Annotated in this window: 10 protein-coding genes and 2 pseudogenes; 5 read left to right on the top strand and 7 right to left on the bottom strand. The window is 63.3% G+C overall.

The window, feature by feature from the left end:
* The first annotated feature begins 47 nt into the window (after positions 1-47).
* From gntR to ACW9IB_RS19460, 4 genes are all read left to right on the top strand, one after another.
* Positions 48-1,079 (top strand): HTH-type transcriptional regulator GntR, encoded by a 1,032-nt coding sequence (gene gntR / locus ACW9IB_RS19475; RefSeq protein ID WP_457367808.1) that lies wholly within the window; start codon positions 48-50, stop codon positions 1,077-1,079.
* A gap of 363 nt (positions 1,080-1,442) precedes the next feature.
* Positions 1,443-2,075, top strand: coding sequence for a glutathione S-transferase family protein (locus ACW9IB_RS19470; protein ID WP_457414982.1), 633 nt, complete (start codon positions 1,443-1,445; stop codon positions 2,073-2,075).
* Between the two features lie 33 nt (positions 2,076-2,108).
* Positions 2,109-3,518, top strand: coding sequence for an MFS transporter (locus ACW9IB_RS19465; RefSeq protein ID WP_457414980.1), 1,410 nt, complete (start codon positions 2,109-2,111; stop codon positions 3,516-3,518).
* Between the two features lie 133 nt (positions 3,519-3,651).
* The gene (locus ACW9IB_RS19460) at positions 3,652-4,161 is read left to right on the top strand and encodes a hypothetical protein (RefSeq protein ID WP_457367793.1); all 510 of its coding nucleotides are present in this window, start codon (positions 3,652-3,654) and stop codon (positions 4,159-4,161) included.
* 275 nt (positions 4,162-4,436) lie between these two features.
* On the opposite strand, the pseudogene ACW9IB_RS19455 reads toward ACW9IB_RS19460, so the two are convergent.
* The 3 genes and pseudogenes from ACW9IB_RS19455 to ACW9IB_RS19445 all read right to left on the bottom strand — a co-directional run.
* Positions 4,437-4,838, bottom strand: a pseudogene (locus ACW9IB_RS19455) (methyl-accepting chemotaxis protein); the annotation flags it as partial.
* Between the two features lie 189 nt (positions 4,839-5,027).
* Positions 5,028-5,651: pseudogene (locus tag ACW9IB_RS19450) on the bottom strand (PAS domain-containing protein); the annotation flags it as partial.
* Between the two features lie 269 nt (positions 5,652-5,920).
* Positions 5,921-6,790 (bottom strand): LysR family transcriptional regulator, encoded by an 870-nt coding sequence (locus tag ACW9IB_RS19445; RefSeq protein ID WP_457414979.1) that lies wholly within the window; start codon positions 6,788-6,790, stop codon positions 5,921-5,923.
* 96 nt (positions 6,791-6,886) lie between these two features.
* On the opposite strand from ACW9IB_RS19445, the gene gstA reads away from it, so the two are divergent.
* Complete coding sequence (gene gstA / locus ACW9IB_RS19440) at positions 6,887-7,489, top strand: glutathione transferase GstA (RefSeq protein ID WP_457414977.1); 603 nt, start codon at positions 6,887-6,889, stop codon at positions 7,487-7,489.
* A 37-nt stretch (positions 7,490-7,526) separates the two neighbouring features.
* On the opposite strand, the gene ACW9IB_RS19435 is transcribed toward gstA, so the two are convergent.
* The 4 genes from ACW9IB_RS19435 to ACW9IB_RS19420 all read right to left on the bottom strand — a co-directional run bounded on the left by ACW9IB_RS19435 (position 7,527) and on the right by ACW9IB_RS19420 (position 12,037).
* The gene (locus ACW9IB_RS19435) at positions 7,527-8,921 is read right to left on the bottom strand and encodes an aromatic amino acid lyase (RefSeq protein WP_457414975.1); all 1,395 of its coding nucleotides are present in this window, start codon (positions 8,919-8,921) and stop codon (positions 7,527-7,529) included.
* A complete protein-coding gene (locus ACW9IB_RS19430) occupies positions 8,918-9,922 on the bottom strand; it encodes an ornithine cyclodeaminase family protein (RefSeq protein WP_457414973.1) in 1,005 nt (334 codons plus the stop codon). The genes ACW9IB_RS19435 and ACW9IB_RS19430 overlap by 4 nt, the downstream gene beginning before the upstream one ends.
* A gap of 99 nt (positions 9,923-10,021) precedes the next feature.
* Positions 10,022-10,951 carry an aliphatic sulfonate ABC transporter substrate-binding protein gene (locus ACW9IB_RS19425; RefSeq protein WP_457414972.1) on the bottom strand — a complete coding sequence of 310 codons (930 nt, stop codon included), beginning with the start codon at positions 10,949-10,951 and terminating at the stop codon, positions 10,022-10,024.
* A 72-nt stretch (positions 10,952-11,023) separates the two neighbouring features.
* Positions 11,024-12,037 (bottom strand): ABC transporter substrate-binding protein, encoded by a 1,014-nt coding sequence (locus tag ACW9IB_RS19420; protein ID WP_457414970.1) that lies wholly within the window; start codon positions 12,035-12,037, stop codon positions 11,024-11,026.
* Between the last annotated feature and the right edge of the window lie 99 nt (positions 12,038-12,136).

Raw genomic sequence — 12,136 nt, 5'->3', positions numbered from 1 at the left:
TGGAGACAGCGCTACCTTAGTGCCTCGATTTTTGTTTGGCAAGCCGCCTGATGACCTCCAAGAACGATAAAAAATTGCGCACTACGGGTCGCCCGACCCTCAACGAAGTCGCCCGCCTGGCCGGCGTCAGCCCGATTACCGCCTCCCGCGCCCTGCGCGGTATCAGCACCGTGGCCACGGAACTGGTGGAAAAAGTCCAGCAGGCCGCCAGTGAACTGAACTACGTGGTCAACCCCGCCGCCCGCGCTCTGGCCTCGGCCCAGAGCCATTCGGTGGTGGTATTGGTGCCGTCGTTGTCCAACCTGCTGTTTATCGAAACCCTCGAAGCCATCCACCAGGTGCTGCGGCCCAAGGGCTTTGAGGTGCTGATCGGCAACTCCCATTACTCCCGCGACGAAGAAGAAACCCTGCTGCGCAACTACATGGCCTACCAGCCCCGGGGCTTGCTGCTGACCGGCTTCGACCGCACCGAAAGCGCCCGACGAATGGTCGAGGCCAGCAACGTGCCCTGCGTCTACATGATGGACCTGGACCCGAACGCCGGCGTGAACTGCGTGGGTTTCTCGCAACTGAGCGCAGGCGAAACGGCGGCAGCACACTTGCTGTCCCGTGGGCGCAAACGCCTGGCCTACATCGGTGCGCAACTGGACCAACGGACCCTGCTGCGTGGCGAAGGCTTCCGCCGCGCCTTGCAACAAGCCGGCATGTACGACCCGGCGCTGGAACTGCTGACGCCCCGCCCTTCGTCAGTCGGCTTGGGCGGCGAGTTGTTCCTGCAGATGTTGGCGACCCATCCCGACGTGGACGCGATCTTCTTCGGCAACGACGACCTCGCCCAGGGCGCCCTGCTCGAAGCCCTGCGCCAGGGCATCAAGGTCCCGGAGCGCGTTGCGGTGCTGGGCTTCAACGACTTGCCGGCCTCCTCCTTCATGGTGCCGCGCCTGAGCAGCATCAGCACCCCGCGCGAGGCGATTGGCCGGCGCGCGGCAGAGCATCTGCTGACGATCATGGCCGGCAACAAGATCGCCAAGCCGGTGGTGGACATGGGGTTTGAATTGCAGGTGCGGGAAAGCACCTGATCACCCACCCGGATCCCCTCAAATGGGAGAGCGGGCTTGTGTGGGAGCTGGCTTGTCGGGTCGCCGCATCGCTGCGAAGACGGCGGCACGGCCGACACAGCTGCCACCTGACCCACCGCTTTCGCAGCCTCGCCGGGGCTCGACAGCTCCCACAGGGGACTTGCAGTGGCTGAAAAAACGCGGTCAGCAGGACCATCGCGCCGGACGCTTTCTTGCCAACAATAGAGAACTCATGTGGGAGCTGGCTTGCCTGCGATGGCGATGGTGAATTCAACACAGCTCCCACATTCGACCGCGTACGGGTTGAAGATACGCGCCCGGAAGCCCTTAATGACGCCTCCGATCCATCGTCAAGGAAGCACCATGGCACACTCACTGAAAATCCTGGGTCGCACCTCCTCCATCAATGTGCGCAAGGTGTTGTGGACCTGCCAGGAACTGGGCATCGACTATGTCCGTGAAGACTGGGGCATCGGTTATTCGCCGACCCAATCCCCGGAGTTTCTGGCGCTGAATCCCAACGCGCAGGTACCGGTGCTGATCGACGATCACGGCGTGTTGTGGGAGTCCAATACCATCTGCCGCTACCTGGTCAGCCTCCACCGGCGCCACGATCTGCTCCCCGCCGAACCGGCGCCACGGGCACGGGTGGAGCAGTGGATGGACTGGCAAGCCACCGAGCTGAATCCGTCGTGGGGTTATGCCTTCCACGCGCTGGTACGCCGCAACCCGGACTACCAGGACCTGCAACGCATCCAGGCCGGTGTGCAGGGCTGGAACGACAAGATGTGCCTGCTCGAACAGCAGTTGCGCAAGACCGGTGCCTACGTGGCCGGCCCGGAATTCACCCTGGCGGACATTCTTGTCGGCCTGTCGGTGCACCGTTGGCGCAACGCCCCGCTGGCGCATCCCTCGTTCCCAGCGGTCGATGCCTATTACCAACGCCTCAGCCTGCGCCCCGGTTTCCAGACGTTCGCCCTCGACGGTCACAATTGATCGAATACCTTACAAGAATCAGGACGTGTACCCATGCCTTCACCCGTTGCAACTGCCGGTCTCGATCCGGTCCGCGCCGCCCATATCAGCGCGCGCATCGACCGCCTGCCGGCCGTCGCCACTGTCTGGCGCCTGGTGGCGCTGTTGTCCATCGGCGGCTTCTTCGAGCTGTATGACTTGTTCCAGACCGCCTATATAAGCCCCGGCCTGATCAGCGACGGGATCTTCCACACCGGCAGCGAGGGCGTGTTTGGCTTTTCCGACCAGGCTGCGTTCGCGTCGGCGACCTTCCTGGGGCTGTTCCTCGGCGCCAGCCTGCTCAGCCCCATCGCCGACCGTTTCGGGCGCCGGGCGATCTTCACCTTTGCATTGGTCTGGTACACCGTGGCCACGGTGTTGATGGGCTTGCAGACCTCGGCACTGGGCATCATCGGCATGCGTTTCCTGGTCGGCATCGGCCTCGGTATCGAGTTGGTGACCATCGACGCCTACCTCTCGGAACTGGTGCCCAAGCGCATGCGCAGTTCCGCGTTTGCCTTTGCGTTTTTCATCCAGTTCCTGTCAGTACCGGCGGTGGCGCTGATGTCCTGGTGGCTGGTGCCGCAAGCGCCGTTCGGTGTATCCGGCTGGCGTTGGGTGGTGTTGTCGAGTGCGGTGTTTGCGCTGTTTATCTGGTGGCTACGCAAGCGCCTGCCGGAGTCGCCGCGCTGGCTGGCGCAAAAAGGTCGCTTCGACGAAGCCGGAGCGATCATGGACACCCTTGAAGCACGCTGCCGCAAGGATCATGGCCAGCCTCTGGATGAACCGGAACCACAGGCCGTGAGCGTGCAAGGCAGCGGCCGCTTCGCCGATATCTGGCAGCCACCCTATCGCCGCCGCGCCTTGATGCTGATCGTGTTCCATGTGTTCCAGGCCATCGGTTTCTTCGGCTTCGGCAACTGGCTGCCGGCGCTGCTCTCGGGCCAGGGCGTGAGCGTGACCCACAGCCTGCTCTACGCTTTCCTCATCACGCTTGCCTACCCGCTGGGGCCGCTGCTGTTCGTGAAGGTGGCGAACCGCTTTGAAAATAAATGGCAGATCGTCGGCTCGGCCCTGGGCGCTATGATCTTCGGCAGCCTGTTCGCCTTGCAGACCACCGCCGTGGGCCTGGTGGTGTGCGGTGTGATGATCACCTTCTGCAACGCCTGGCTGAGCTTCAGTTATCACTCGTACCAGAGCGAACTGTTCCCCACCAACATCCGCGCGCGCGCCGTAGGGTTCTGCTACTCGTTCAGCCGCTTGTCCACGGTGTTCAGCAGCCTGTTGATCGGTTTTATCCTCGAACACCTGGGTACACCGGGCGTGCTGGCGTTTATTGCCAGCAGCATGCTGATCGTGATCATCACCATCAGTGGGTTCGGGCCGCGCACGCGTAACCTGGCGCTGGAAAACATCGCCCACTGACGGCAACGGTTGGCCGCCGGCAGGACAATACTTGCCGTGTCGGCCGCCTTATCGTCAATGAATCCGGGGGCTTCGTACCCGGCACAGTATTTGCTCAACCTGTGGCACCGTACATTTCCACAGGTGACCGATCATGCTGGTTAACAACAACACCCAGGCCGTCTCGACCGTACAGCAGCTCAAGCGTGCCGACATGGACCCGGCCAACGCCGCCGCCAGCACGCTCTACAGCGGCGCCCTGCAAGCCGCACAGCAAAGCATCACCGTGCCGGCAGCGCAGAAGGACCTGGACAAGGCCAACGACCGTATCGACGAAGCCTTCGCCAAAACCCGTGTGCAATTGCAGACCACCACCGAAGCCGCCAAGGCCGCGACCGATGTACCGGCTGCCGGCTCGTCCACCAGCACCGCACGCGCCGACTTCACCGACTACATGAGCAAATCCCCGGCCGAGCGCATTCGCGAACAATTGCTCAAGGAAAAGGGTTTGACCGAGGCGGATGTACAAAGCATGCCGCTGGAAAAACAGGACGCCATTGCCAAGGAAGTCGCGGAACGCCTGAAACAGCAGCAGGAACAGCAGGTCGCGGCAAAAGCCACTGACCCGGCGCAGAGTGTGAAAGAAACCCTGGCGGCGATCTAAACCTCACCCCGGAACCTGTAGTGAGCGGGCTTGGCGAATCGTCGCACCGCCCGCGCTGGGGCGCGAAGCGGCCCTGAAATCGACCACCTCGGTATATCTGATACACCGTAGTGTTCCTGTTGGGGCGGCTTCGCCGCCCAGCGCAGGGCAAGCCTGCTCACTACAACACGCGTGTTGGTGCCAGTAAGAACGCGTGAAAGTGCCAGGTTGAGATGAGCACTTGTGGTGAGTGGGCGGTGCGACCCGCTCACCACAACAGCCCCCGTCTCAATAAGTCATTGCAACTGCAACGTCGAGTTGAACTGGCTGATCGCGTCCACCACATGCCGTGACCCTTCCTGAATCTCCAGAATCACCTGCCCTGCCTCGTTCGCCAGTTCCACCCCCAGCCCGGTACGGCTCAAGCTCGACTGCATGCTCGTGACCGCGCTCAGCGACAGGTCGTGGTTCTTGCGCACCACATCCACAATCTCCACCGTGGCCTGGCTGGTGCGGGCCGCGAGGCTGCGTACTTCGTCGGCCACCACCGCGAACCCGCGCCCGTGCTCACCGGCACGCGCGGCTTCAATGGCAGCATTGAGCGCCAGCATGTTGGTCTGTTCGGCGATGCTGCGAATGGTCTGCACAATGGCGCCGATGATGTCCGACTGTTTGTTCACCGCATCGATGCTTTGTGCCGCCTGGTTCAGGTCGCGGGAAATTTCCTCGATGATCTGCACCGTCTGCTGCACCACCTCCGATCCCTTGCGCGCGCAGGCGTCGTTCTGCACCGAGGTGGCGTGGGCCGAGTCGGCAGCCGTGCGCAGGGTGGTGACCTGATCGGTGATGTCGCTGGCGAACTTCACCACTTTGTACAAGCGCCCACTGGCATCGAAGATCGGGTTGTAGGACGCCTCCAGAAACAGCGTCTTGCCGTACTTGTTTTTGCGCTCGAAACGGTGGGAGTGATATTCGCCGCGGTTGAGCGAAGCCCAGAACGCCTTGTACGCCGGCGAGTCCACTTCGCTGCGGTGACAAAACATGCTGTGGTGCTGGCCGACGATCTCATCCAGGGAATACTGCACCGTCTTCAGGAAGTTTTCGTTGGCGTTGATGATCTGCCCCTGGGGCGTGAACTCGATCACCGCCATGGAGCGGCTGATGGCGTCAATCAAGCTCTGGTTCTCATGCTCGCGGTGAATGCGCGCCGAGATATCCGACGCCACCTTGATCACGCTCTGCACCTGGTTGTCGCGATCCAGTACCGGCATGTAGCTGGCTTCGAGCCACACCTCCTCGCCGCGTTTGTTCAAGCGCATGAAGGTGCCGCTCAACGCCTCGCCCCGGGCCAGGTCGCGCCACAACTTGGCGTAAGCCTCGGTGTGGGTGTAGGACTCTTCACAGAAAATACGGTGATGCTTGCCGCGAATCTCCTCGACGCTATACCCCATGGCCTTGCAGAAATTGGGATTGGCGTCGAGCACGATGCCGTTGCGGTCGAACTCGATCATGGCCATCGAACGGCTGATGGCGGCCAACTTGGCGTTGGATTCAGTCAGTGCACAGGAAAAGCGCTCGATTTCAAGCAGGTCGGATTTGTGATGAAGGTTGAACATGATCAGATCACCCTGGATTCCCGGCGCCAGAAGGCGCATTCCATTCATAAGTTGGAGACTGCCGGAACAGCTGTATGGGAACAAAACCATCCGAATCGCTTTGCAAGCCAAGCGTCATCACGGTTTGGGTGAGCATAGACAGCGCTTGGCGCTATGCAAGGTCACTAGTCAGCCAGCATTTTTAACAATGCGCAGACCGCCGCCGAAGGCGGGCGAGAGGGAGAGCCCACCAGGGCAAATTCGCGGTGCAGGGGCTCCGTCAACGGCATCACCCTCAGGCCATCGCGCTGGCTCGGCAGGGCCAATTCCGGCACCAGCGTGACGCCAACCCCTTCGCGCACCAGGCTGAACGCGCTGCTCCATTCGCGCACTTCCACGCGAATATCGCTCAGGGTCAACCCGGCCGCCGCACCAAGGCTGCGGGCGTTGGCGGTGCAGCCGCCGGTGGCCAGCACGAAGGGTTGCTCCAGCAGTTCCGCCAGCGACACCCGCGCATCGGCCGGGCGTTGCGCGAACGCATGGTCCGCCGGCACCACAGCCATCCAGTAATCCCGGCCCAGCACCGTGGCGTTCTGCTCGGGCTTGGGGTTGAGCACCACGCCCAGGTCGATCAGGTCGGCCTTGAGCAGGGTCAGCACTTCGTTGTCGGTGACATCCAGGGTAGTGACGTCGATACCGGGATAAAGCTGGGCAAAACGCTGCAACAGCGGCGTCAGAAAGGTCTCCAGCACCTTGGGGAAACTGGCGATGCGTATCGTCCCACGCAGCGTGGGGCGGGCTTCCTCCACCGTGTTGCGAATAGCCTGCAAGGCGCCGAGCATCACCCGCGCCTGCTCGATCACATTGAGCCCCAGAGCGGTGGGCAGGGTCTTGCGCGGCTCACGGGTAAACAACTGCGCGCCCAGGGTCGCCTCCATGGCGGCCATGGCCTGGCTGGCGGCGGATTGGGTCATGCCCACGCGCTCGGCGGCGGCGGTGATGCTGCCGTGATCGGCCACGGCCACCAGCAAGCGCCAGTGCATCAGGTTCATCATGGCAGTAGCTGTCCTTATGGCAGGGGTCTGAATGTTTAATTTTACCCACGGTGCCATGCCCGCGAGACTGGCGCAAACCCAACGGAGCCACCCAAGATGAAACTGTATTTCTTCCCCCACGCCTGCTCCCTCGCCCCGCACATCGTGCTGCGCGAATTGGCGCTGCCATTCGAGCTGGTGCGGGTGGATAACCAGACCAAGACCACCGCCGACGGTGATAATTTCCTGCAGATCAACCCCAAGGGCTACGTCGCGGCGCTGAAACTGGACAACGGCCAGGTGCTGACCGAAGCCAGCGCGATCCTGCAATACCTGGCCGACCTGAAACCCGCCGCCGGCCTGGCGCCCGCCAACGGCAGCTGGGAGCGTGTGCGCTTGCAGGAATGCCTGAACTTCATCGCCACCGAGATCCACGGCGGCGTGGCGGTGTTCTTCAACAGCGCGATCCAGGGCGAGGTCAAAGCCTCGTTCCAGGCCACGCTGTTCAAACGCTTCGCGGTGCTGGTGCAAACACTGGAGCGTCAGGACTACCTGCTGGGCGCCGAGTATTCGGTGGCGGATGCCTATCTGTTCGTGGTGTTGCGCTGGGCGGCGTTTCTCGATCTGGACCTGAGTCCCTGGCCGGCACTGGTTGCGTTTCAACAGCGGGTGGGCGAACGGCCAGCGGTGATTGCTGCCCTGGAAGCAGAAAGCCAATGATCTGAAAATGCAATCAATCTGTGGGAGCGGTTTCGCGTCAAAGAAAGGGTTTCAAACCGCCCTTGCGGATGAAGGCGCTCAGTGCCAGCAGATCCACCGAGCCCGAGCGGTCCTGATCCAGATGGGCCACCTGGCTGCGCACGGCCTGGTGGATCCGCCGCGCGCCCTGCCCCAATCGCAGCGTGCCGCGCAAGTCCACCGCTTGCGCGGCAACGATCAGCTCGATGCTGGCCAGCCATAGCACGCGTTCGGTCAAGCGGCGGGTCTTGTCCACCACGGCCAGGGCTTGCCCGGCGTAGTCTTCCACACGATCAGCCACCGGCACACTCACCGCCGGCAGCGGATTGGCCAGGTGCCCGATCTCCGCCACCAATGCCGAGCTGGTGCGTTGCAACGCGGCCATCCCGACATGCCCCGGCTGCGTGATCAGAAAGCGTGGCAAATCGCTGGAGCCGGGCGACAGCAGCTTGGCGATGCGCTCGGCACTGCACGCGGCCGCGCGACTCAAGGCCAGCCCCACACCTTCAGCGGCCAGTGCCAGGTGCGTGCTGTCGAAGTTCGCCGTGGCCAATACCTGCGCGGCTTCGCTGATCAGCGCCGGGTTGTCTGCACCACTGCGCAGTTCCAGCTCGATCAACCCCTGTAACTGCGCCAACGCCTGCTGCGCAGCACCCTGCACGACGGTCCCGCAGCGAAAGCTCAACGGGTCCTGCAAGCGGCGCGGGTGGTCCGCCAATTCACCGCCTTCCAGCCACTGCAACAACGCTGCCGATTGCTCGGCTTGCCCTGGCGCCGGGCGCAGGCGCGAGGCCCACGGCTGGAACGGACTGAGGTTGGCGCGATAGCCCTCGCACGACAGCGCCAGCGCCGCCAGCAAGGCGTCGAGCGCCTGTTGCGCCTCGGCCACCAGCAATGCCCCAAGCCCGATACTGGCGGCATTGGCCGAGACCAGCGCCAGGCCGTCCTTGCCGGTCAGCGGCACCGACAGCGCCAGGCTCAAGTGGGCCAAGGGTGCCAGATCACTCTCGCCCAAAGAGCCGAGCAACGGCACTTCGGGCTCGGCGCCGGCGTTGAGCAACGCCAGCAACGCCTCGGCGGTATTCAAGGAAATACCCGAGCGCCCCTGGGCCAGGCTGGCGAGGCGCGCCGCCATGATCGCGCGCAGTTCCTCGCGATTGGCCAGGCGCCCGACCCCCACCGCGCGCCCCAGCGCAATGCTCGCCTGCACGGGCGCCACCGGCGTATCCACCGCCGCACCCAGGCCGGTGTTCACGCCATAGATCGGCGTACCTTGCGCCGCCAACTGCACCAGCAAACGATGGCCGTCCTCGATGCGCCGACGGGCCTGCGCGGTGAAGTCCGCCGCAACGTCCTCACGCGCAATCGCCAGCAAATCGGCCAGTGCCAAGCCTTGGGGATCGAGGTGAATCATGCCCAGCGCAGCCGTTGGCCGATCCCCAGGTGCCTGGCTTTTTCCAGCAGTGCGTGGCCCAGGGCGATATCGCTGAGGCTCAGGCCACGGTGCCAGAACAGGATGGTTTCCTCGGGGTTTTCCCGAGGTTTTTTCAGTCCGGCGACGATCTGCCCCAGTTCGGCGTGCAGGGTTTCGGCACTGAGTTTTCCGGCGTCCACATGGGCACGCAATGAGCCGAACAGCCCGCCCTTGCACTGCCCCCAATCGTCCACCACCAATTTGCTCATGATGTCGGTGAGCGACAACTCCACCGCACTCATGGTGCCGTAGGGCACCACAAAGGCGCCGGGTTTGATCCAGTCGGTGCGCAACAGCGGTTCGGGCTGATCCAGGCGCGACGCCTCGACCACGATGTCGGCCCCGCGCACGGTGGACTCCCAATCCTCGGTGACGATCACCGGCTTGCCCAGGTCGCGACGCAGGCGCTCGGCAAAGGCCTCGCGGCTCTCACTGCGGCGCGAATGCACGCGGATTTCCTCGAAGTCGAACAGGTGGTCAAGCAAACGCACGTTCCAATAGGCCGTACCCCGCGCGCCGATATGCGCCAATACCTTGCTGTCGGGACGGGCCAGGTATTTAGCGCCGATGGCGGTGACGGCGCCGGTGCGCATGTCGGTGATCGCCGACGCATCGAGGATGGCTTTGGGTATGCCGGTGGCCGGGTCCAGCAGGTTGAGGATCGCCAGTTCCGAAGGCAGGCCCTTGCGGTAGTTGTCGACAAAATCCCCCACCACCTTGACGCCGGCGTAGCCGATGTCGCCGCCCAACACACCGCGCAGCACGTTAAAGTGGCCGTTGATTGCGCCACCGGGAATCAGGTGCGTGCGCGGCTCGATCACCGCCTCGCCACGGCCCTGGATCGCCAGGCTGGCTTCGATGGCGTTGAGGATTTCGTCGTTGGTCAGGCCCAGTTCGTCGATGTCGAGGCCGTTGAGAAAGTCGATGTAGATCGGTTGCATGGTCTGCTCACTGATTAAGTCGGGGGATCTGCATCACCTTGTGGTGAGCAGGCTTGCCCTGCGCCGGGCTGCGAAGCGGCCCCATCCAGGCTTACCGCATCAAGGGGCCTTGAACACGGCTTGCTGCACATCGACCTTTTTCGGGATCAGGCCGTTGGCGAAGAACAGGTCGGCGGTGCCTTGCTGCGTGGCAATGTCGGAGGCTTGCAGCGGCCGGATCGGTATCGAGGCGCGGTGCTCGAAGTAGCTTTTGACCACCGCCGGTTGCAGGCCCAGGGTCTTGGCCATCAGCGCGATGCTCTCGGCGGGCTGGTCCAGGGACAGCCGCTGCGCCTTGGCGAGGGTCTGGATAATCGTGGCGATGGCCTGCGGATGCTGTTTGATGAACGGGCTGCTGGCGACGAAGAAGGTGCCCGCCGGGTTCAGCCCCTGGCCATCCCCCAGCACCCGCGCCGAGCCATCGACCACTGCGGCGGAGTAGTACGGGTCCCACACCACCCAGGCGTCAACCTTGCCTTGTTCGAAGGCGGCACGCCCATCGGACGGCGACAGGTACACCACCTCGACGTCCTTCCACTGCAAACCTGCGCGCAGCAGGCTCTTGAGGAACAGGTTGTGGGCACTGGAGCCTTTGAGCAACGCCACGCGCTTGCCCTTGAGTTCGGCCACGCTCTGCACGTTGCTGTTCTTGGGCACCAGCACCGCTTCGGATTTACCCTCGTTGGGCTCGACGGCAACGTACTGCAACTCGATGCCGGCGGCCTGGGCAAAGATCGGCGGGATGTCGCCGATGTTGCCGATGTCCAGGCTGCCGCTGTTCAGGGCTTCGATCAGCGGCGGGCCGCCGAGGAATTCGATCCACTGCACCTGGGTGCCGGGCAACGCTTCTTCGAACAGTTTGTGCTCTCGGGCCAGCACCATGCTCACCGAGCTTTTCTGGTAGCCGATGCGCAAGGTGGAGGGCTCGGCGGCCGAGACGGCATTCGACAACAGCAGCGAGGCGAGCAGCCCACTGAAAAACTTAACCATGCTTGTCACCTGTGAATACGGAACGCAGAGCGTCCGGGGTGGCATTCCCACGCACAGCGTGGGAACGATCGGTTACAGGGCGGCCTTGACCTTGACCGCCACGTCCGCCGGCACCCAGTGCTGCCAAACGTCTGGATGGCCTTTGAGGAAAGCTTCAGCCACCTGGCGTGGCGGTGTGCGTTTCTCGCTCATGTCCCCGAGGATGCCGTTGAGCAGGTCAATCGGCAGGTCGACCTTTTCAAAGAAGCTCACCAGTTGCGGGTACTGCGCCTTGAACGGTGCCGAGACGCCAATCGCCAGGCGCGCCGGCATCGAACGGGTGCCGATGGGGTTGGGGTTCTTGGCGTCGGACAGGGTCTTCCAGGCTTCGGCGTTGAACGGGGGTTCTTCGAGTTTGATCAGCTTGAAACGCCCCAGCAGTGGCGTCGGCGACCAGTAGTAGAACAACACCGGTTTGCCCCGACGGATCGACGACGCCACCTCGGCATCCAGCGCTGCGCCGGAGCCGGTGCGGAAGTTGACGAAGCTGTCGGTCAGGCCGTACGCCTTGATCTTCTGGCTGTTGACGATCTCCGAGGTCCAGCCGGTGGGGCTGTTGAGGAAGCGCCCACGACTCGGGTCTTCAGGGTCGCGGAACACATCTTTGTAGCGCGGCAGGTCGGCGACTGACTTGAGGTCCGGCGCCAGGGGTTTGATGCCGCGTTCGGCATCGCCCTTGATCACGAATTCCGGTACCCACCAGCCTTCGGTGGCGCCTTTGACCGTATCGCCCAGGCCCAGGACCTTGCCTTCGCTTTCGGCCTTGACCCACGCCGGGCTGCGACCGGCCCACTCTTCGCCGATCACCTGGATATCATCCTTGGCCAGCGCGGCTTCCAGGCTCACGGTGCTGCCCGGCAAGGTGTCGGTGGGCAGGCCGTAGCCTTTCTCGACGATCAGCCGCAGCACCTCGGTGATGAGGCTGCCGCTTTCCCAGGTGATATCGCCGAAGTGAATCGGTTTGACCGCTTCAGCGGCTATTGTTGGCTGCGATAAAACGGCCAGTGCCAGCAGCGAGCCACCGAGCAGTGTTTTGAGTTTTTTCATGCAGTACCTCGTGGTGAATCATTTTCTGGAGCACAGAGGATCCAGTGTGGGAGCGGGCTTGCTCGCGAAAGCGGTGGGTCAGCGATGCATGAGCTGGCC

The organism is Pseudomonas sp. SDO524_S393, assembly GCF_054071875.1.
Note: the sequence above shows the minus strand (reverse complement) of the source record. Positions and strands in the feature narration are given on the sequence as shown.

Excerpts from the sequence above, each read along its gene's own strand:
- ACW9IB_RS19470 (WP_457414982.1), top strand. The coding sequence starts at position 1,443 with ATGGCACACTCACTGAAAATCCTGGGTCGCACCTCCTCCATCAATGTG.
- ACW9IB_RS19465 (WP_457414980.1), top strand. The coding sequence starts at position 2,109 with ATGCCTTCACCCGTTGCAACTGCCGGTCTCGATCCGGTCCGCGCCGCC.
- ACW9IB_RS19460 (WP_457367793.1), top strand. The coding sequence starts at position 3,652 with ATGCTGGTTAACAACAACACCCAGGCCGTCTCGACCGTACAGCAGCTC.
- ACW9IB_RS19445 (WP_457414979.1), bottom strand. The coding sequence starts at position 6,790 with ATGATGAACCTGATGCACTGGCGCTTGCTGGTGGCCGTGGCCGATCAC.
- gstA (WP_457414977.1), top strand. The coding sequence starts at position 6,887 with ATGAAACTGTATTTCTTCCCCCACGCCTGCTCCCTCGCCCCGCACATC.
- ACW9IB_RS19435 (WP_457414975.1), bottom strand. The coding sequence starts at position 8,921 with ATGATTCACCTCGATCCCCAAGGCTTGGCACTGGCCGATTTGCTGGCG.
- ACW9IB_RS19430 (WP_457414973.1), bottom strand. The coding sequence starts at position 9,922 with ATGCAACCGATCTACATCGACTTTCTCAACGGCCTCGACATCGACGAA.
- ACW9IB_RS19425 (WP_457414972.1), bottom strand. The coding sequence starts at position 10,951 with ATGGTTAAGTTTTTCAGTGGGCTGCTCGCCTCGCTGCTGTTGTCGAAT.
- ACW9IB_RS19420 (WP_457414970.1), bottom strand. The coding sequence starts at position 12,037 with ATGAAAAAACTCAAAACACTGCTCGGTGGCTCGCTGCTGGCACTGGCC.